The following is a 19,481-nucleotide window of genomic DNA, read 5'->3' as shown; positions in this document are numbered from 1 at the left end:
GTGTGGGAACAGTTAATGAATACAGAAACATTATCGCAGCGCTTGCAAGCGGTTGTTAAATACATACCTGAGGGATTTAAAGTAGCTGATATTGGCTCAGATCATGCATATCTTCCTTGTAATGTAGTCAAGCGGGGGATCAGTCCATTTGCCATCGCTGGTGAAGTTGTCAAGGGACCGTTTCAATCTGCAGTTAAACAGGTTAAGCTGGAAGGACTTGAGTCACAAATATCGGTACGCATGGGCAATGGCCTTGAAGTTATCAATACCGGGGAAGTAGACTGCATTACAATTTGCGGAATGGGTGGAACGCTTATTTCAACTATTTTAGAGGCTGGGAAACAAAAGCTTCATTCTGTTAAACGCTTAATCCTTCAACCAAATGTTGGTTCAAAAGCTGTCCGATTTTGGTTGTATGAAAATGGTTGGAGCTTAATCGCCGAAGAAATTCTTGAAGAAGACGGAAAAATATATGAGGTCCTTGTTGCAGAGCAAGGCGATCCAAAATTCGGATATAATGAAGATCTTGATGCAGGTTTCTTGTTTGGTCCATATTTAATGAAAAATCAATCTGGTCCATTTAAACTAAAATGGCAAGGTGAACTAACAAATTGGCTCAGAATTCTCACGCAATTGGAGCAAGGCGCAGCAAATTCTGAAATTGAAAATAAAAAACAAGAAATCCTTATGAAAATAAATTTGGTGAAGGGGGCGCTAAACATCAATGAAGAAAGTTAATGGTTTTGAAATCATTCAGTTATTTGAACAATTTTCCCCTAAGGAATATGCGATGGAGGGTGATAAAATCGGCCTCCAGATTGGTCGTCTCAATAAGCCAGTCGAAAATGTTATGATTACCTTGGACGTTTTGGAAGACGTTGTCGATGAAGCGATAGCAAAAAACGTTCAATTAATTATTGCTCATCATCCACCGATTTTTCGTCCAATACAAAAGCTAGTGACGGATACACCGCAAGGTAGAATGCTGGAAAAATTAATCAAGCATGATATTGCCGTTTATGCAGCTCACACAAACTTAGATGTTACCCCTGGTGGCGTTAATGATTTATTAGCAGAAGCACTTGGGCTGGAAAATGTGGAGTTACTCGCCCCTACATATGAAGCGAAGCTGAAAAAGTTAGTCGTTTTTGTACCAAAAACACATAGTGAGATAGTTAGAGAGGCACTTGGGAATGCTGGTGCAGGCGCAATTGGAAACTATAGCCATTGTTCATTTTCAGCAGAAGGCACAGGTTACTTTTTGCCAGGTGAACATACAAATCCTTTCATTGGGAAAACAGGGGAAATCGAGGCTGTTAGTGAGGAGCGAATCGAGACGATATTCCCTTCTGCCCATGAGAAACGTATCTTGACGGCAATGTTAAAAGCCCATCCATATGAAGAAGTGGCATTTGATATATACCCATTGGCCAATAAGGGATTAGAACTAGGGCTTGGCAGAATTGGGACAATTTCGGAGATGACGCTTAGCCAATTTGCGCAGCTTGTAAAACAAACATTTGGTGTAAGTGGAGTCAGGGTGATTGGCGACCTAAATGCAACCGTTAAGAAGGTGGCTGTTTTAGGTGGTGACGGAGGCAAATACTGGCCTCAGGCGAAGTTTAAAGGAGCAGATGTATATGTGACCGGAGATATGTATTATCATGTTGCCCATGATGCTATGGTTGCAGGCTTGAATATCGTTGACCCTGGACATCACGTTGAGATGGTCATGAAGCAAGGGGTTACCAAGGTCCTTACAAATAAGTGTGCCGATAAAGGGTACAAAGTTAACGTTTTTCCATCTGAGTTGGTAACCGACCCGTTTCAATTTTTATAATATACCAAAAGAGGCTACCCGAGGGTCAGCCTCTTTTTAAGTTTAATTTTTAATTTTTGGTAAAATTTTATTTAATGGCACCTTTTTTTCTTTTTGCCATGTTGATTTGTTCTCCGGATCGAACTGTTCAAGAAAGGTAATAACCTCTTTTGTAATCGGTGTTGGTGTTGAGGCTCCTGAAGTTACCGCGACCGTCTTGGCGTCCTTAATCCAGTCAATATCTAATTCAGAAATATCCGCAATTCGATAGGATTTGGTATTAGCTATTTCTTCTGATACTTGTGCAAGGCGATTAGAGTTATTACTTTTTGGATCGCCAACTACAATCGTCACATCCGCTTCACCTGCTTGCTGGGCTACAGCCTCTTGGCGAACTTGGGTTGCCATACATATTTCATTATGAATTTCTGCATGAGGATATTTTTCCTTCACTTTTTCCATGATGTGCTTGACATCCCACTGGCTCATTGTCGTTTGATTGGTTACGATGATTTTATCGGAATCAAGGTCCAATGCTTCGACATCCGCTACTGTTTCAACTAAATGAACAGCTTGTGGAGCTACTCCGACTGCACCCTCTGGCTCTGGATGCCCTTTTTTACCGATATAAATAATTTTGTAGCCTTCTTTTTCTTTTTCTAAAATGAGTGTATGAGTCTTTGTGACATCTGGACATGTTGCATCAATCGTTACTAAGCCTTTTTTCTTAGCTAGCACCCGTACTTCAGGTGAGATGCCGTGAGCTGTAAAAATAACAGTTCCTTGATCAACCTTTTCCAAGATTTCCAAGCGGTTTTTTCCATCAAGTGTGATGATTCCTTCCTCGGCAAATGCATCTGTGACGTGCTTGTTATGAACAATCATGCCGAGAATATAAATCGGACGAGGTAATGATTTATCTAAAGCAGCATTGCGTGCAACGACCATAGCATCAACAACGCCGTAACAATATCCGCGTGGTGAGATTTTGATGACTTTCATGAATTAGTTCCCCCTATTAACTTGTTCTATTTCTACGAAATATTATAAAGGACTATTTAGGAGAATTCAAAATCTCAAGGCCTAAATATACATTCTTGGAAAAGAACGTCGCTCTCTAAGCCCATCCGAACTGCTAGATTCTTCTATTTCCTCTGATTCATTCCAATCATTAGACTTGGAATTTCTCGAACCATCTGCATCTCTACTGCTGCTTGAAGTCGTTATCATTTCTTTGCTTGAAGCATTATTGCTGCTCTCTAAATCATCAGAACTACTGCTTTCCTCAACTTCACCAAGACTGGATGATTCCTCAATTTCTATCGTACGATCTTCCTCTACTTCATCATTTGTTGAAGTGTCACCCTTTAACCCACGATAGAGGCGCCACATCGCCGGTAGATTTTTAACAATTGGCCCGTATTGTGATACAAGTGGGCTGATTTGTTGAATGGCACTTAAAATCTGCTGTGTATTATTAAGAAAGCCTGAAATGGCTGTGGGGTTCGTTAATGATTGTAATATTGACCCACCTGAGGCCGCTTTTCCCGCCATACCACTCACTGCACTTGGCCCCATGCCAAGCATGCCGCCACCCATTTGCGGTGCTGTTTTACCAAACAGTTTTGCTAATAGACCTCCGCCACCTCTAGTTTGCATTTGTCCTTGTGGTCCCATTGGTCCCATTTGCCTGAATCTTCTCATTTGCATCGAAGGATACGATGGATTCATTTGTTGATTCATCATAGGTCTATACATCGGCCGGGGAAACTGATTAGCTGGAGTGCGGGGATTTCCCCAGTTCTGAGGCATTTGATATCTATTCACCATCGATTTTCCTCCTTTCTTACAGACGCTTTTCTTTACTTTATGCAACGAACCCAGTTTAGGTTAGGCAGATAGAAAAAATAAATAATCATGAGAGGATGAAGGAGCTTTTTAGTGATAAGTGGTGTTTTATTGAAAACTTTATTATAATTACATGATGGAAGTTTTAGCGAAGATGAAGGAGAAAAGTATGAAAAAATCAAAATTTGATCGTTATGAATTAAAACCGTTTATTATGGATGCGATACATGACTTAGGATTTCAGGAGCCAACCGAAATCCAAGAGCGGATTATCCCGTTAATTTTAAAAGAAGAAAGCACAATTGGCCAATCACAAACGGGTACGGGTAAAACTCATGCCTATATCTTGCCAATCCTGCAAAAAATTAACCCAGCTCGCCGGGAGGTTCAAGCGGTTATTACCGCACCCACGCGTGAATTGGCAGACCAAATCTACCGTGAAATTCTTAAAGTAACGGCTCATTGTCACCCAAATGAAGAGATTGTCACAAAAGTATACATGGGTGGAACCGATAAGCAAAGAACAATCGAAAAGCTGAAGGTGCAACCACATATTGTTGTTGGGACACCAGGCAGAATTAATGATTTGATTAAAGAACAAGCACTTGTCGTGTTCACTGCTGATATCCTTGTTGTGGACGAGGCGGATTTAGTGTTGGATATGGGCTTCGTTGAAGATGTTGATATGATCGCTTCAAGAATGGCTGAAAGACTCAACATGTATGTATTTTCGGCAACGATTCCAGAGAAACTTAAGCCATTCTTAAAGAAATATATGGAAAATCCAAAGTATGTCCATATTGCACCTAAGCATATTGCCGCAGAGAAGATTGAGCATCTCTTGCTCCCATCACGCCATCGCAATAAAATCGAATTAACTTATACAGCATTAAAACAATTAAATCCATACTTGGCGATTGTTTTTACCAATACGAAAAGGACAGCTGATGAAGTTGCTGATGCCCTGTTGCAAAAAGGGATGAAGGTTGGCCGCATCCACGGCGATTTAACACCACGTGAGCGGAAAAAAGTGATGAAGCAGATTAAAGACCTGGAATTTCAATACATCGTGGCGACAGACCTTGCAGCACGCGGAATTGATATTGAAGGCGTTAGCCATGTGATGAACTATGAGCTTCCAGATGATCTTGATTTTTACGTTCACCGAGTAGGAAGAACAGCTCGTGCCAGCTTTTCCGGGATAGCATTAACAATCTATGAACTATCTGATGAGGATGCGTTAAACAAGCTTGAAAAAATCGGAATCAAGTTTAAAAATATCGACTTGCAAAAGGGTGAATTTATCGATATTGGCGAGCGCAACAAGCGTAAAAATCGCCAAAAGAAAGCTGACGAGGTTGCCGGTAAGGCGAAAGCATTTGTCCGTAAGCCTAAAAAGGTTAAGCCAGGCTATAAAAAGAGAATTCAAGCTGAAGTTGAAAAAATAGAGAAGCGCGAAAGACGACTTAATCGCGGCAAGAAAAAATAAAGCACAAGAAAGGGAGAGACAGGTTTAATGTTGAAAATTGGATCACATGTATCAATGAGCGGCAGTAAAATGCTGCTTGCAGCAAGTCAAGAAGCAGTTTCTTACGGTGCCAATACTTTTATGATTTATACCGGTGCTCCGCAAAATACGAGACGTAAGAAAATCGAAGACCTGAATATTGAAGAAGGTCGAAGACATATGGAAATCAATGGTATCGATGAAATCGTTGTTCATGCCCCGTATATTATCAATATCGGTAATACAACCAATAGTTCAACGTTTGAGCTCGGTGTTAATTTTCTCAGAACGGAAATTGAGCGGACTGAAGCGTTAGGGGCAAAACAAATCGTTCTCCATCCAGGTGCCCATGTTGGCGCAGGTACTGAAGAGGGCATTAAGAAGATTGTCGAGGGATTAAACGAGGTTTTGACCGGGAATGAAAAGCTGCAAATTGCCCTTGAGACAATGGCGGGCAAGGGGAGCGAATGCGGTAGGAATTTTGAAGAATTGGCAATGATCATCGATGGTGTGAACTATAGTGATCGTCTATCCGTTTGCTTTGATACTTGTCATACTCATGATGCAGGATATGATATCGTTAATGACTTTGATGGAGTGTTAAATCAATTTGATAAAATCATTGGAATCGAACGGTTGAAGGTACTTCATATCAATGATAGTAAAAACGAGCGTGGCAGTCACAAGGACCGCCATGAAAACATCGGGTTTGGTAAAATTGGTTTTGAGGCTCTGAACTATATTGTTCATCATCCACAGCTAGCAGTTGTACCAAAGATTCTTGAAACGCCGTTTGTTGGTGAAGATAAAAACAATAAAAAAGCCCCATACAAGCATGAAATAGCGATGCTTAGAGGCAAGCAGTTCAATGAAAACCTGCTTAATGACATTATCCAGGACTAGTAAACAAGCAAAAAGCTGTGAAATTCACTTCACAGCTTTTTTTATTATTTGGTAAACGTTATAAATAGCTTGTTGATTTCCTTTGCGGTTTCTGGCCCGGCAATTTTGGCGATTTCCTTTATGACCTGAGCACGTTCAGTATCATTGAAAATATTTAGCGTTGTACTTCTTAAGTATTGGGCGATTAATTCAGCCTGGTTTTTTGAAAGATTGACGTTAAATTGATTTGCATACTTTAATAACTCATCTCGAGTAATCGTTTTAAGTTTATAATTGATGATGTTTTCAAAAATTTTCACTTGCATCACTCCCCCTTTATTAGCCTATGAAAGAGTCAGTGAAATTGTGCCAATATTCTCTCGTGTTCGCTTATATGTTCCAGCTTTACAGTTAATAATGGTTTACAAGCAACAGGTGTTATTGTATACTACAACATGTTAAATCGGAATGATTCTGATATACGGGTGGTCATAATGAGTCAACAACAATCTATTGTAAATATACAGCATGTTTCCTATCGTTATGAAAAGGAAAACGTCCTTGAGGATATAAGTTTATCAATATATAAAGGTGCCTTTTTGGGGATTGTCGGTCCCAATGGTTCTGGAAAATCAACTCTGTTAAAGCTCATTCTTGGGCTTATTAAGCCACAGTTAGGTGAAATACAGTTATTTGGTGAACAAATTAATCGCTTTAAAGATTGGCACAAAATCGGCTACGTTTCACAAAAAGCCAATTCCTTCAATACCGGATTTCCAGCAACGATTTTTGAGGTGGTAGCTAGTGGCCTAACAAAGAAAATTGGCATGTTTCGTCGCCTCTCAAAACAAGATCGGGAGAAAGTCATATCGGCTATCCGTATGGTTGGGATGGAGGCGTTTCTTCGTCAAAATATAGGCGAGTTATCCGGTGGCCAACAGCAAAGAATCTTTATTGCTAGAGCTTTAGTTAGTGAACCAGAAATGCTCATTTTAGACGAACCTACAGTAGGTGTTGATGCAAAGAATGTTGCTTCTTTTTATGAGTTGCTAAATCAATTAAATAAAGAGCAAGGCATTACAATGCTAATGGTTACCCATGATATTGGGGCAATTTCTGACAAGGTAACCCATGTTGCTTGCTTGAATAAAAATCTTCATTTTCATGGTAATACTCGGGAGTTTGAACAGCTTAAATTAGGTGAGATGACCGAATTTTATGGACACGATATTCATGTTCTTTCCCATGACCATGCGCATACTGGGGGAACAAGTAGATGATTTCGGGATTATTACATTATGAGTTTTTACAGAATGCGTTTTTTACAGGAATTATTATTGGAGTAATGGCTCCGCTTTTAGGCGTGTTTATTGTTGTGCGCCGATTATCACTTATAGCTGATGCATTGAGTCATGTGACTTTAGCTGGAATCGCTGCCAGCTTGTTTATTTCAAAACAATTTGTAGGCCTTGCCAATTTAAATCCGCTTTATATGGGGATTGCATTTTCGGTTACAGGTTCGCTGTTTATTGAAAAATTACGGAGTGTATATAAGCACTATCAGGAATTGGCTATTCCGATTATTTTGTCAGGTGGTATTGGTTTAGGGGTTATTTTTATATCATTGGCTGACGGTTTTAATACAGATCTGTATAGTTATTTATTCGGGAGTGTTAGCGCAGTTAGCCGTTCTGATTTGTGGACCATTCTCATTATTAGTATTTTTGTCATCGCGATAGTGATTTTTTTATACAAAGAATTGTTTTTGCTATCATTTGATGAAGAGTACGCGAAAGCATCGGGAATTGCTTCCAAAAGCGTTCATTTTATTTTTATCGTCATGGTGGCTTTAGTGATAGCCGCATCGATGCGAATAGTTGGTATCCTGCTAGTTTCATCTTTAATGACTTTGCCAGTGGCGGCGAGTATTCGCATTGCTAAGGGCTTTAAACAAACGATTTTTTATTCAATTCTGTTCGGAGAAATCGCTGTTTTGGGTGGTTTATTTAGCTCCTATTATTTAGATTTAGCACCGGGTGGAACCATTGTTGTGTTAGCAGTATTCATTTTAATTTTAACCATTATGATAAAAAAACTAACAAATTTACGTCCTGCTTAATTGGGGTGATTTATATGAATGTAACAGAAGCATTAGATTTACTGAAGGAACAGGGCTTTAAGCATACGGGCAAGAGGCAAGAGATGCTCCAACTTTTTGCGGAGCATAATAAATACTTGACCGCCAAAGATGTTCTTGATGCTATGAAGGATCGATATCCAGGCTTAAGCTTCGATACGATTTATCGAAATTTATCATTGTTTGTGGACCTAGGCATTTTTGAAATGACTGAGCTTTCTGGGGAAAAGCATTTCCGCTTCACTTGCTCCCATGAACATCACCATCACCATTTTATTTGTTTGGAATGTGGAAAAACAAAGGAAATCGCTGCTTGTCCAATGGTAGGTATCATGGAAGATTTAAAGGATTATGATATTTCGGGTCATAAATTTGAAATATATGGACGCTGTCCTGATTGTCATTAACGAAAAAACAAAAACACGGCAATTCTCCTAGTAGAGGAATTGGCGTGTTTTTTTGTTTGAAGAAATGGTTAGCGGTTATCCTTAAGCCAGTTTTCGACCCAAGCATAGGCCTCTTGCCAATGATTTACTCTGATAACACCGCTTGGAATCGGTTCTTGATTATAAGGGGTATTAAAAAGAATGACCGGGATTTGACACTCCTCATGAATCATGACTGCATTATCATGCTTATCCTCAAAAAACAAATCCACTTTGTACTGCTTTGCTGCTTTGATTTTATCGTGTGACCCGATTAAATCAATGTGATCAAACCGTAGGCCATTATCGATAAACCACTCCTTGGTTATGTCCAACAAAGAGGTTCGTCTTGCGCTTATGAAAAACATTTCATGCTGCTGCTCCCATTTGTGTAATACCTCTTTTGCGCCTTTGGCAAGAGGGGAGTTAGCATAAATTTCTGGCTCAGTTTCGTAAAACCATTGTGCAAGGTGCTCGCCTGGAACATTTACGAACGGGGTCAAGTCATATTGGGTAATATCATCAAGCGTCAATTGTAAATTAAAGGATGAATTAAGATAAGGCAGTAAGGCCGCCGGGCAGGTGACGGTACCATCAATATCTATTCCAAAACGTTTTTTAATGTTTCTCACTCCCATTTTTTAAAAATGAATCTTTTGTTTTTCCTATATAGTAAAAAATTCTACAATAAAGTTAAACATTGTCATAGTGAAACTTTCAAAAATCGCAAACAATATAACTGCTCCATTAATGAAAGCGAGGGATCAGCTCAATATGGCAGATGGAAGATTATTTGGAACTCAAACACAAGGGGCCATTGATGACAACACTGTTGATATACAGCATCGTCTACCAGCACCTGATTATATTGAAGAAACCTCAGCAGAAATTGCAGCACCCGTTTCATTTGGAAATACGTTCACAGACCGTAGCACAAACGAGCGAGGAGATACACAGACAGCTGGAAAAGGAATTGGTATCGCTGCCTTAGCTTTATCAATTATTTCCTTGTTTGTATTACCGATTCTCTTTGGTGCAGCAGGAATCATCTTAGGGTTTGTTGCGCGTCGAAGGGGAGCAGAAGGCATGGGAAATTGGGCAATCGGGATTGGAGCCATTTCAATCATTGTCGGTATGTTCATTCTCCCGTTCTTTTAAAATTTCTTCATTGTGGAGCAACAAAAAAAACGCTTGGCACAAGTGCCAAGCGTTTTTTTATATTAGCTTTGAGCTGCTTCAGTGGCTTTTTTGGCAAAATATTCTTCCGCTACTTGATCGATTTCTTTTTTCAATTCTTCGACCATAATCTCTTCTGGAACTTTACGAACGATTTTCCCTTTGCGGAACAATAAGCCCTCACCTCTGGCTCCAGCGATGCCTATATCAGCTTCACGTGCTTCGCCTGGTCCGTTTACCGCACAACCAAGTACCGCGACTTTAATTGGTGCTTTGATTTTTTGGATATATTCTTCTACTTCGTTTGCAATACTAATCAAATCAATCTCAATTCTACCGCAAGTTGGACAGGAAATCAGCGTTGCTGCATTAGAAGATAGACCAAATACCTTTAATAGCTCACGAGCCACTTTCACTTCCTCAACAGGATCTGCGCTTAAAGAAATTCTTAGTGTATTTCCGATGCCTTTGCTTAATATTGCTCCTAAGCCGGCGGCGCTTTTTACCGTTCCAGCGAACAATGTACCGGATTCAGTAATCCCTAAATGGAGCGGATAATCAAAGGCTTTTGCAGCTTTTTCGTATGCTTCAATCGCCAAAGGTACATCGGATGCCTTCATTGAAACAATAATATCGTGGAAATCAAGATCCTCCAGGATTTTGATATGATGGAGTGCACTTTCAACCATACCATCTGCCGTTGGATATCCGTATTTATCTAATATCCGCTTTTCCAAGGAACCGGCATTGACACCGATGCGAATCGGAATACCGCGTTCTTTGGCTGCTTTTACTACAGCCTCAACCTTTTCGCGTTTTCCAATGTTACCTGGATTAATGCGAATTTTGTCCGCACCACCCTCAATTGCTTTTAATGCTAATTTATAATCGAAGTGGATATCAACAACTAAAGGGATATTAATGCGCTTTTTGATTTCTGCAATCGCATTGGCTGCACGCTCATCAGGACAAGCTACGCGGACGATTTGACATCCTGCTTCCTCAAGCCGTTTAATCTCCGCCACAGTTGCTTCAACATCATGTGTTTTTGTCGTGGTCATACTTTGAATCACGAGCTCATTATTGCCACCGATCGTTAAATTCCCAACTCGAATTGGACGTGTTTTTGTACGATGTATTATTTCACTCAATAGTGGTCGCTCCTTTAAATAATTGAATGTTTTATAAGAACATTCTAGTTAAGTTCACTTAATTATTGTATCAATGAATGCCTATCAATGACAACAATTTGCAAATACTCATCAGTCAGATTCCTGATAAGTTGGAAATTTATAGGCTTTACCAATTTGGATTTCTTCAGGTGGGATTCCGTCATTTAGTTTTTTAAAATCAGAAATGACCTTTGAAATTGAAACAGGAAGAGGTCCATCTGATGTTTTTTCGACAATAGTCAGAACGGTGTCTCCGGGTTTTACCTTTTTTTCTTGATATGGAATATTGATTTTTGGTGAGGTTGAGGCAGGGATTGCATCTTCCTCGGATGTTTTTTCTGGTAAAGCTACGGTCCCCTTAGTCAAATCGTAATAAATTGCGTACAGGACTAGAACAGCGATGAGTGCGATGACGAGTCGTTTCATTATTAGGACACCTCTCCATAATGGAAGTTTGTCCCATATATATGTGTGTTTCAGAAATTTTAGAACAAAAAAGCGCCACTCCGGCGCTTTTAAGCATTTTTTGATTGAGGTATTTCTTTTACCGCTAAAAATAATACCAGATAACCAACTATCCAATTCAAGAAAAAGCCACCAGGTACAGTTGTGTGTAAAGCATTCATGATGGTAAAGAATAAGGTTGGTAATGTTACGCTATAAGCTGACATCCGCCAAAGTTGTCCATAGTTTAGTCTTCTTCTCGTCATGTTTTTGATGAAGAGCCCAAATACCGCTAAAATTGAAATTTCGATAAATTTTACACCCGATGCAAAAATATAATTCATTAATACCATCAAAGGAATAATGATGAACAGGGACGAATCGACCTTTTCAATTAAGTCAAGCACGTCACCTTTGCTAAGGGTAAAACTTTCAAACATTGAATATGGATAGGTTTGGGTATTTTCTGCCTGTACCAGGACAAATTCATCCTTTAAAATACCTATTCCAAACTCAATATTCTTTAAATCATTTGCATTGGCATCGCCAGTTGAATCAAACAAGATCACAAAATCATCTTTTGTGACTGTTATCGGTTTATCAGCATCTGATTTGAGTTGTCCATTTTTAATAGTAAAATCGGGTATGTCAGATTGGACAGTATTTTTTACTTCACCTAGAACGTTAGTCATAGATGCGCTTAAAAAGTAAATCGAAGGTATAATCGAGACAAGCGTTAGCAGAAATACAAACAATATTGTTTTTCCGATTCCTTGAAATCGGGTTATCGCTATATCCTTTGGGGAATAGCAGCTTTTAATTAATTGCATAAAAACATTCATTATGTATCCACCTCTTTAATATTCAACCTCTATTTTAGACTCCACGCTACTGATTGTACAAGAAAACTGCAATTTTTAGCTAATAAATGCTTATTCAAAAGCGGTATGTTTCTATCTTTGGTGCTAGCCAAGTGGTAGAATAAGACAAGAATAACTTTCTTTTGGAGGTTTCTATGTCAATTTTTATTTGGTCTGTCATTATTGCCTTGTTTGCAATTGCCTTTGTAGGCTTAATCTATCCCGTAATTCCAAGCGTGTTATTTATTTTGGCCGGATTTATCCTTTATGGCTTTTCAGTTTCATTTGAACCGTTTAACTGGTTGTTTTGGGTGATTGAAGCACTCTTTGTCGTTCTGCTTTTTGGAGCAGATTATCTTTCCAATTTGATTGGTGTGAAGAAGTTTGGCGGAAGTAAAGCTGGTGTGTGGGGCAGTACAATTGGGTTGTTGGTCGGGCCATTTATTATTCCAGTGGTCGGTATTATCCTTGGGCCATTTATTGGTGCGGTGATAGCGGAATTACTTGTTCATAAGAAGGGGTTTAAGGAAGCGCTAAAAATTGGCTTCGGTTCGGTTGTCGGCTTTGTCAGCAGCATCATTACAAAAGGAATTGTCCAAGCGGTCATGATTGCCTATTTTCTATTTTTGGTGTTATAAAAAAATGTGCCCTTGCATTATGACAGGGCACATTTTTGTAAAACAGAATGCTAATTTACACCGCAAATTTCATACGGACAATTTTGACAATCAACGTGATTTTTCAAATAAGCCAAGTCCTTAACCGTAAATTTCTGTTGGCGGTAAACAAGTACATCCTTTTCGCGAAGTTCTTTTAGTAAACGCTGGATGACTTCTCGGGTACCGTAGGTTAAGTTGGCAAGTTCCTGATGGGTTAGCGGAAGATCGATTAAAATCCCCTCGTCTGTCATGACTCCATATGAATTACATAGGCGGATTAAGATTGAATATAAACCACCTTTTTTACCGTGCATAATGAGGTCTTGGCATTTCATTTGGGCTTTTAAATATCTTGTGCTCATCCAATGACTAAAGGTTTGAAGGGCGACTACATCCTTCTCAATCATTTCCTCGAATTGTTCACGCTTTATCATTAGCATTTCACAATCTGAAATTGTCTTTGCGAAGAAATGGTAGCGTGGAGACGGATTGAAAATTTGATATTCAATTAATAATTCTTCACCGCTGAGTATCTTTAAAATGAATTCTTTTCCTTTTAAATGTACTCTTCCAACGGCGATAGTCCCTTTTAACATAATATATACGTGTTGGACAGGATCCTTTTCTTGAAAAAGCATGGTGCCGGCTTTTATTTTTTGGACAGTTTCTTTGTTGCTGAAATTTCTAATCATGACTTGATAAAGACTATTACTTGTTTTTATCATTATCCTCACCTCTAAGAATGCCTTCACCTTGATTTAAAAGAAAAGTAAGCATCATGTCAATAATGAGTAAAGGTGCAAAAGACTGCATAAGGCAGCAAAATTATGCGAAAGCGACAAAAATCATAGGCAGTTCAAGGATTCTAACAATCGTGACAAATTTCCGAATCATTGTATTGTTGTCGTATAAAATTGGTAGATTCGGAAAATATAGTGAAGGTTGATGAGCTTATCATTTGCCTGGAGTTTTTAACTTTGGTAAATTGTAAATGTAGTGCTTTTAAAAATATTCTTATTTAATAATTCATTAAGAATATTGTAAAAGTAATTTTATTGTTACATAAGGAGGAAATTAAAAATGGCTTTTGAATTACCACAATTACCTTATGCATATGATGCATTAGAACCACACATTGACAAAGAAACAATGAACATTCACCACACAAAACATCACAACACATATGTGACTAATCTTAATAACGCTTTAGCAGGAAATGAAGAACTTCTTAGCAAAACTGTTGAAGAAGTAATTGCTAACCTTGATGCAGTTCCTGAAGCGATTCGCACTGCAGTGCGCAACAATGGTGGCGGACATGCTAACCATTCACTATTCTGGCAGCTTCTTTCTCCAAACGGTGGCGGTGCACCAGCTGGTGAACTAGCTGATTCAATTAACGCTAAATTTGGTAGCTTCGAAGCCTTTAAAGATGAGTTCACTAAAGCGGCTACAACCCGCTTCGGTTCTGGTTGGGCATGGCTTTCTGTGAGCAACGGTGAGTTAGAAGTTTCCAGCACTGCTAACCAAGATTCTCCAGTAATGGAGGGCAAAACGCCAATCCTTGGATTAGACGTTTGGGAGCATGCTTACTACTTACATTACCAAAACCGTCGCCCTGATTACATCGGTGCGTTCTGGAATGTTGTAAACTGGGATGAAGTAGCAAAACGTTACGCTGCTGCGAAATAAGCTAATAACGGATGAGAGCAGTACTCCACCAAGTGGGGTACTGTTTTTTTGTATGATTATTTCGTATATCTCGATTGTTTTTGTGAAAACTACCCTTAAGGTAAAAGGGGAGTTTTTTTTATGAGTAAATTAAAACAATTGATTGGTGATCTGGAACTGACACGTGATTTTAAATTCTTGCTGATTATTGGTGGCTTATATGCAATCAGTACTTCACTTTCAAACACATTTGTAAATATTTATTTATGGAAGCAGTCAGGCCAATTTTCTGATATCGGATTGTACAATCTGGCTGTGGTTGTGCTCCAGCCGATTACATTTATTTTAGCAGGCAGGTGGGCCAAGAAAATCGATAGGGTTATCGTGCTTCGAATAGGGGTTTCCTTTTTAGCTCTATTTTATTTGGCTGTATTGTTTTCTGGTAAAAACGCCTCAGCCTTATTACTTGTTTTAGGTAGCCTATTAGGAATTGGCTATGGATTTTATTGGCTTGCTTATAACGTATTAACCTTTGAAATTACCGAGCCGGAAACGAGAGATTTTTTTAATGGCTTTCTAGGGGTGCTCACTTCAGTAGGTGGTATGATTGGTCCGATTGCTGCTGGATTTATCATTTCTCGTTTAAAAAACACGATTGGTTATACGACTGTGTTCGGGCTTTCGCTAGGCTTGTTTTCATTGGCGGTTTTTTTAAGTTTCTTTTTAAAACGGCGACCATCGCAAGGCAGCTATTGCTTCCTAAGAATTTTAACTGAGCGAAAGAACAATGTTCATTGGCGCTTGATTACCAATGCCCACTTTTTCCAAGGCTTTCGTGAAGGGACCTTTGTGTTTATTATTTCGGTATTTGTATTTATTTCGACAGGGAGCGAATTGGCGTTAGGGACGTTTGGGCTGCTCAATTCAGGTGTATCCTTTCTTGCCTATTTTTTTGTGTCACGATTTATCAAAGAGCAACATCGAAAAAAATCAATTCTGATTGGCGGAATTATCCTCTACGCCTCAATCTTTCTCATTGTCTTTGAGATTACTTACCCTAAACTTTTGGTATATGCAGCAACGATTGCGGTTGCCTATCCGTTGTTATTGGTCCCGTATATGTCAATGACGTATGATATCATTGGTCGTGCCTGGAAGGCCGCTGAAATGCGAATTGAGTACATAGTTGTGAGGGAGATTTTTCTGAATTTAGGGAGATTTGTCTCGATCGGGTTATTTTTAGTCGCAGTAACATTTTTTAATGAGGAAAAAAGCATTCCGATTTTGCTGTTAATTATTGGTGCCGGGCATAGTTGTATTTACTTTTTTATTCGTAAAATAAATCTATCTCAGATGCGAAAGGCATAAAAAACGGACGATTAACCTCGGTCCGTTTTTTTTGTATGGAAATAAAAATTGTCAGGAAATTACAAGAGAAGCATAGCAAAAAAAACGTTTTTCTTTTACAATGGTAGGAGACTTATTTCGACTACGATCTTGAACGTTTTTATATAAAAGGAAGTGCTTGATTTTGAAAAAACAAAAAAAGAAAAAAACACATGTGCCATTTCGCTTAAATGTAATGTTTTTTGTTGTATTTATCTTATTTTCGGCATTAATACTGCGGCTTGGCGTTGTCCAAATCGTTTATGGTGATGATTTTAAACGTGAAATTGAACGAACAGAGGATGTCACAATCAATAATCCAGTCCCACGAGGGAAAATGTTTGATACCAGTGGAAAAATCATTGTTGATAATATCCCGTTAAATGCGATTACTTACACAAAATATCAAGGTACTGATACGAAGGAAATGCTTAAAGTCGCTGAGAAATTAGCAACTTTAATTCAAAAAGACACAAATAAAATCCAGGAGCGCGATAAAAAAGACTTTTGGATTATGAAGCACCCGAATCTGGCCAAAAAGAAAATTACCAAAAAAGAATGGGACAAGTTTGAAGCAAAAGAGTTAACAGATAAAGAAATTTATAAACTTCAACTTGAAAGAATCACTCCTGAAGAAATCAACAGCTTCTCTAACGAAGAACTTGAGGTTTTGGCAATTTTCCGTGAGTTCAATAGCGGTTATGCCCTAACACCGCAAATCGTTAAAAATGAAGGGGTAACTGCTGAGGAATTTGCTGCTGTTAGTGAAAACTTAGAATCACTTCCTGGGGTTGATACAACAACGGATTGGAAGCGGACATATGCATCTGATACGTTAATTTCTGTACTGGGTAAGGTTACAACGTCTGATGAAGGACTACCGTCCGAGCAACTTGATTATTATTTATCGAGAGATTATAACCGTAATGATCGAGTTGGAAAGAGTTATATTGAAATGCAGTATGAGGATGTGCTTTCTGGACAAAAGGCAAAGGTTCGTAATAAAACCGATAAAGCTGGTAATGTGCTAAGCGCTGAAGTCGTTTCTGAGGGGAAACGAGGGAAGGATCTTGTTTTATCGATTGATATGGAACTGCAGTTAGCAGTTGAGAAAATTATTGAAGAAAACCTGAAGTCAACAAAAGGAATGGCCGGGACTGGTTTTCTCGATCGGGCTTACGTTGTATTAATGGATCCAAATACTGGTGAAATCTTAACGATGGCCGGAAAGCGAATAGTAAAGGATCCTGAAACCGGAAAAACAGAAATGCAGGATGATGCACTTGGTACGTTTACGACTTCTTACAACGTGGGTTCAGCAGTCAAAGGAGCAACAGTCCTAACTGGCTATCAAACCGGTGCCATTTCACCAGGTACAGTTTTACACGATGGTCCTTTGCAAATTAAAGGTACACCGGTGAAAAAATCTTGGACAAACATGGGTTCCGTTAATGATCTAAAGGCACTGGAGCGTTCATCAAACGTCTATATGTTTAGAACAGCGATTGCGATTGGGAAAGGTAAGTATGTTCAAAATGGCCCATTATCACTGGATTCTAACGCTTTTAATACAATCCGTGATTCGTTCAGTCAATTTGGACTCGGAGTGAGAACGGGAATTGATTTACCGAATGAGACTGCCGGCTTTAAGGGACAAGATAAACGGCCAGGTTTCTTACTTGACTTAGCGATAGGTCAGTATGATACGTATTCAGCGATGCAATTGGCACAGTATGTTTCGACAATTGCTAATAACGGTTATCGAATTCAACCACACATTGTGAAAGAGATTCGTGAGCCTGTATTAGATCAAACTGAGTTAGGGCCAATCACGAAAGCGATCACGCCAAATATTTTAAATCGTGTTGATATGAAGGAAGATTGGATAAAACGTGTTCAGCAAGGATTTCATTTAGTTATGCATGGGGCCCAAGGAACAGCAAGAGGATTCTTTGCAGGAAAACCATATGATCCAGCGGGGAAAACCGGTACCGCACAGGCCTTTTATGATGGTCCTGACCGTAAAAAATATGGGAAAGAGCCACCAGAAGTAATGAATTTAAGTCTAGTCGGTTATGCACCGTTTAATAGTCCTGAGATTGCGATGTCTGTACTTGTGCCTTGGGCCTACACACCAAGCGCAACTGATACCAGAACGAACTTAAACATCGGTCAGCAAGTTATGGATACGTATTTTAACTTAAAAGCAGCACGTCAAGCAGCTGCTCAGCAAAATCCAGACCCTAACCAAAATGTCACTCAAGAAAATCAAAATGCAGCACAGTAATCCTTTAATAAGAAATTGTCTCAATTTGAGGCAATTTCTTTTTTTTGGGGAATTATAAGACAAGTATCATTCTTAAAAATCGTGATTTGATATTTTTTGACAGAATCACCCAAAAATCGTTGGAATTTACAAAACCTTTACAGTGGGTTAAAACCAGATTTACAGTGGAAAGGTATATTCGATATAGAGGTTAGATAAACAAATACCTTAGGGGGATAAATAATGAAAAGCTTTAAAAAAATTAGCTTATTTATGTTAATTGCATCGGTAATGATTTTTACAGCTGCGTGTGGTGGGAACGATTCAGCTGATAAAGGAAATAAAAAAGAATTAGAAGGTAGTGTAATGATTGACGGTTCGGGTACTGTTTATCCGTTTATGGCTAAAATGGCTGAAAACTATATGACAAATGAGCAAGAGGGCGTTTCAGTTGAAGTGAGTCGGGCAGGAACATCAGCTGGTTTCAAAAAATTCCTGACAGAAAACGGGACAGACTTTAACAACGCCTCACGTGTCATCAAAGATGAAGAAAAATCTGAAGCTGACAAATTAGGCATTGATGTTCAAGAAATGAAGGTTGCTTTAGATGGGATTACCATCGTTATAAATAAAGATAATGATTGGGCTACTGAACTTACAAAGGAAGAAGTTATCGACATCTTTCTGGCTAGCAAGAACAAGAAAAAATGGTCAGATGTAAGACCAGACTTCCCAAATGAGCCAATTAAAACCTATGGTCCAAATGAAAATCATGGGACGTATGAATTTTTCTATGAAACCATCCTTGGTGAACAGGACTTAGTTAAAGGAATCAATCTACAGCAGGATTATTCAACATTAGTCGATCTTGTTTCTAAAGATAAAAATGCAATTGGTTTCTTCGGATATGGATATTATGCAAGTAATAAGAATAAGCTTGCTGCCGTGAAAGTGGATTTTGGTAAGGGTCCGGTTGAACCATCACTTGATACAATTGCGGAAGATGGAGAATATGCACCATTTACTCGTGCGGTGTACACATATTTGAATTTGAATAATGCGAAGGAAAAGCCTGAGGTACTAGATTATGCAATTTACACGATGGAAAACGCTCAGGATGTTGCTAAAGAAACAGGCTTTGCGCCATTAGCTGATCAAGATGTAGAGAATACTCTTTCAACACTTAAAGGTCTTAAAAAATAGACATCTGGTTTAATCGGCGAAGATGAGAA

Annotated in this window: 21 protein-coding genes; 13 read left to right on the top strand and 8 right to left on the bottom strand. The window is 38.9% G+C overall.

Features of this window, described 5'->3' with window-relative positions; genetic code table 11:
- The first annotated feature begins 15 nt into the window (after nucleotides 1-15).
- Together HHO41_RS16385 and HHO41_RS16380 are read left to right on the top strand one after the other, a co-directional pair.
- Nucleotides 16-738: a tRNA (adenine(22)-N(1))-methyltransferase gene (locus HHO41_RS16385; RefSeq protein ID WP_169100589.1), complete on the top strand. Its 723-nt coding sequence runs from the start codon at nucleotides 16-18 to the stop codon at nucleotides 736-738.
- Nucleotides 725-1,840, top strand: a complete 1,116-nt coding sequence (locus HHO41_RS16380; protein WP_169100588.1) for a Nif3-like dinuclear metal center hexameric protein — start codon at nucleotides 725-727, stop codon at nucleotides 1,838-1,840. Before HHO41_RS16385 ends, HHO41_RS16380 begins: the two co-directional genes overlap by 14 nt.
- A gap of 42 nt (nucleotides 1,841-1,882) precedes the next feature.
- Here the strand turns inward: HHO41_RS16380 and HHO41_RS16375 are convergent, their stop codons facing one another.
- Both HHO41_RS16375 and HHO41_RS16370 read right to left on the bottom strand, forming a co-directional pair.
- A complete protein-coding gene (locus tag HHO41_RS16375; RefSeq protein WP_169100585.1) occupies nucleotides 1,883-2,821 on the bottom strand; it encodes a 4-hydroxy-3-methylbut-2-enyl diphosphate reductase in 939 nt (312 codons plus the stop codon).
- An 81-nt stretch (nucleotides 2,822-2,902) separates the two neighbouring features.
- Nucleotides 2,903-3,649 carry a YqfQ family protein gene (locus HHO41_RS16370; RefSeq protein WP_248278507.1) on the bottom strand — a complete coding sequence of 249 codons (747 nt, stop codon included), beginning with the start codon at nucleotides 3,647-3,649 and terminating at the stop codon, nucleotides 2,903-2,905.
- Nucleotides 3,650-3,836: 187 nt separating this feature from the next.
- Between HHO41_RS16370 and HHO41_RS16365 the strand changes: the two genes are divergently transcribed.
- Nucleotides 3,837-5,156: a DEAD/DEAH box helicase gene (locus HHO41_RS16365; RefSeq protein ID WP_169100584.1), complete on the top strand. Its 1,320-nt coding sequence runs from the start codon at nucleotides 3,837-3,839 to the stop codon at nucleotides 5,154-5,156.
- A 27-nt stretch (nucleotides 5,157-5,183) separates the two neighbouring features.
- Nucleotides 5,184-6,077, top strand: a complete 894-nt coding sequence (locus HHO41_RS16360) for a deoxyribonuclease IV (RefSeq protein WP_169100583.1) — start codon at nucleotides 5,184-5,186, stop codon at nucleotides 6,075-6,077.
- A 44-nt stretch (nucleotides 6,078-6,121) separates the two neighbouring features.
- On the opposite strand, the gene HHO41_RS16355 is transcribed toward HHO41_RS16360, so the two are convergent.
- Nucleotides 6,122-6,382 carry a DUF2624 domain-containing protein gene (locus tag HHO41_RS16355; protein WP_169100582.1) on the bottom strand — a complete coding sequence of 87 codons (261 nt, stop codon included), beginning with the start codon at nucleotides 6,380-6,382 and terminating at the stop codon, nucleotides 6,122-6,124.
- A gap of 168 nt (nucleotides 6,383-6,550) precedes the next feature.
- Between HHO41_RS16355 and HHO41_RS16350 the strand changes: the two genes are divergently transcribed.
- From HHO41_RS16350 to zur, 3 genes are read left to right on the top strand one after another with little or no spacing between them, the layout of a single operon-like run.
- Nucleotides 6,551-7,336: a metal ABC transporter ATP-binding protein gene (locus HHO41_RS16350; protein WP_169100581.1), complete on the top strand. Its 786-nt coding sequence runs from the start codon at nucleotides 6,551-6,553 to the stop codon at nucleotides 7,334-7,336.
- A complete protein-coding gene (locus HHO41_RS16345) occupies nucleotides 7,333-8,175 on the top strand; it encodes a metal ABC transporter permease (RefSeq protein ID WP_169100580.1) in 843 nt (280 codons plus the stop codon). The genes HHO41_RS16350 and HHO41_RS16345 overlap by 4 nt, the downstream gene beginning before the upstream one ends.
- Nucleotides 8,176-8,189: 14 nt before the next feature.
- Nucleotides 8,190-8,600, top strand: coding sequence for a zinc uptake transcriptional repressor Zur (gene zur, locus HHO41_RS16340; protein ID WP_169100579.1), 411 nt, complete (start codon nucleotides 8,190-8,192; stop codon nucleotides 8,598-8,600).
- Nucleotides 8,601-8,668: 68 nt separating this feature from the next.
- On the opposite strand, the gene HHO41_RS16335 is transcribed toward zur, so the two are convergent.
- The gene (locus HHO41_RS16335) at nucleotides 8,669-9,241 is read right to left on the bottom strand and encodes a 5' nucleotidase, NT5C type (protein WP_169100622.1); all 573 of its coding nucleotides are present in this window, start codon (nucleotides 9,239-9,241) and stop codon (nucleotides 8,669-8,671) included.
- A gap of 151 nt (nucleotides 9,242-9,392) precedes the next feature.
- Between HHO41_RS16335 and HHO41_RS16330 the strand changes: the two genes are divergently transcribed.
- The gene (locus HHO41_RS16330; protein WP_248278506.1) at nucleotides 9,393-9,776 is read left to right on the top strand and encodes a hypothetical protein; all 384 of its coding nucleotides are present in this window, start codon (nucleotides 9,393-9,395) and stop codon (nucleotides 9,774-9,776) included.
- 62 nt (nucleotides 9,777-9,838) lie between these two features.
- On the opposite strand, the gene ispG is transcribed toward HHO41_RS16330, so the two are convergent.
- The 3 genes from ispG to HHO41_RS16315 all read right to left on the bottom strand — a co-directional run bounded on the left by ispG (nucleotide 9,839) and on the right by HHO41_RS16315 (nucleotide 12,252).
- Nucleotides 9,839-10,936 (bottom strand): flavodoxin-dependent (E)-4-hydroxy-3-methylbut-2-enyl-diphosphate synthase, encoded by a 1,098-nt coding sequence (gene ispG / locus HHO41_RS16325; protein WP_348981303.1) that lies wholly within the window; start codon nucleotides 10,934-10,936, stop codon nucleotides 9,839-9,841.
- A gap of 120 nt (nucleotides 10,937-11,056) precedes the next feature.
- Entirely contained in the window at nucleotides 11,057-11,392 is a 336-nt protein-coding gene (locus HHO41_RS16320) for a hypothetical protein (RefSeq protein WP_169100576.1), read from the bottom strand.
- Between the two features lie 89 nt (nucleotides 11,393-11,481).
- Nucleotides 11,482-12,252, bottom strand: a complete 771-nt coding sequence (locus tag HHO41_RS16315; protein WP_169100574.1) for a DUF1189 domain-containing protein — start codon at nucleotides 12,250-12,252, stop codon at nucleotides 11,482-11,484.
- A gap of 173 nt (nucleotides 12,253-12,425) precedes the next feature.
- Here HHO41_RS16315 and HHO41_RS16310 point away from each other — a divergent pair, with 173 nt between their 5' ends.
- Nucleotides 12,426-12,908 (top strand): DUF456 domain-containing protein, encoded by a 483-nt coding sequence (locus HHO41_RS16310; RefSeq protein ID WP_169100571.1) that lies wholly within the window; start codon nucleotides 12,426-12,428, stop codon nucleotides 12,906-12,908.
- A gap of 50 nt (nucleotides 12,909-12,958) precedes the next feature.
- Here the strand turns inward: HHO41_RS16310 and HHO41_RS16305 are convergent, their stop codons facing one another.
- Entirely contained in the window at nucleotides 12,959-13,654 is a 696-nt protein-coding gene (locus HHO41_RS16305; RefSeq protein ID WP_169100569.1) for a Crp/Fnr family transcriptional regulator, read from the bottom strand.
- A 355-nt stretch (nucleotides 13,655-14,009) separates the two neighbouring features.
- Here HHO41_RS16305 and HHO41_RS16300 point away from each other — a divergent pair, with 355 nt between their 5' ends.
- From HHO41_RS16300 to HHO41_RS16285, 4 genes are all read left to right on the top strand, one after another.
- The gene (locus HHO41_RS16300; protein WP_169100567.1) at nucleotides 14,010-14,618 is read left to right on the top strand and encodes a superoxide dismutase; all 609 of its coding nucleotides are present in this window, start codon (nucleotides 14,010-14,012) and stop codon (nucleotides 14,616-14,618) included.
- 120 nt (nucleotides 14,619-14,738) lie between these two features.
- Complete coding sequence (locus HHO41_RS16295; RefSeq protein WP_169100564.1) at nucleotides 14,739-15,965, top strand: MFS transporter; 1,227 nt, start codon at nucleotides 14,739-14,741, stop codon at nucleotides 15,963-15,965.
- 163 nt (nucleotides 15,966-16,128) lie between these two features.
- Complete coding sequence (locus HHO41_RS16290; RefSeq protein ID WP_169100562.1) at nucleotides 16,129-18,270, top strand: peptidoglycan D,D-transpeptidase FtsI family protein; 2,142 nt, start codon at nucleotides 16,129-16,131, stop codon at nucleotides 18,268-18,270.
- A gap of 222 nt (nucleotides 18,271-18,492) precedes the next feature.
- Entirely contained in the window at nucleotides 18,493-19,452 is a 960-nt protein-coding gene (locus tag HHO41_RS16285; protein ID WP_169100560.1) for a PstS family phosphate ABC transporter substrate-binding protein, read from the top strand.
- Nucleotides 19,453-19,481: the final 29 nt, after the last annotated feature.

The organism is Bacillus sp. DNRA2, assembly GCF_012843265.1.
Taxonomy (GTDB): Bacteria; Bacillota; Bacilli; order Bacillales; family Cytobacillaceae; genus Bacillus_BU.
Note: the sequence above shows the minus strand (reverse complement) of the source record. Positions and strands in the feature narration are given on the sequence as shown.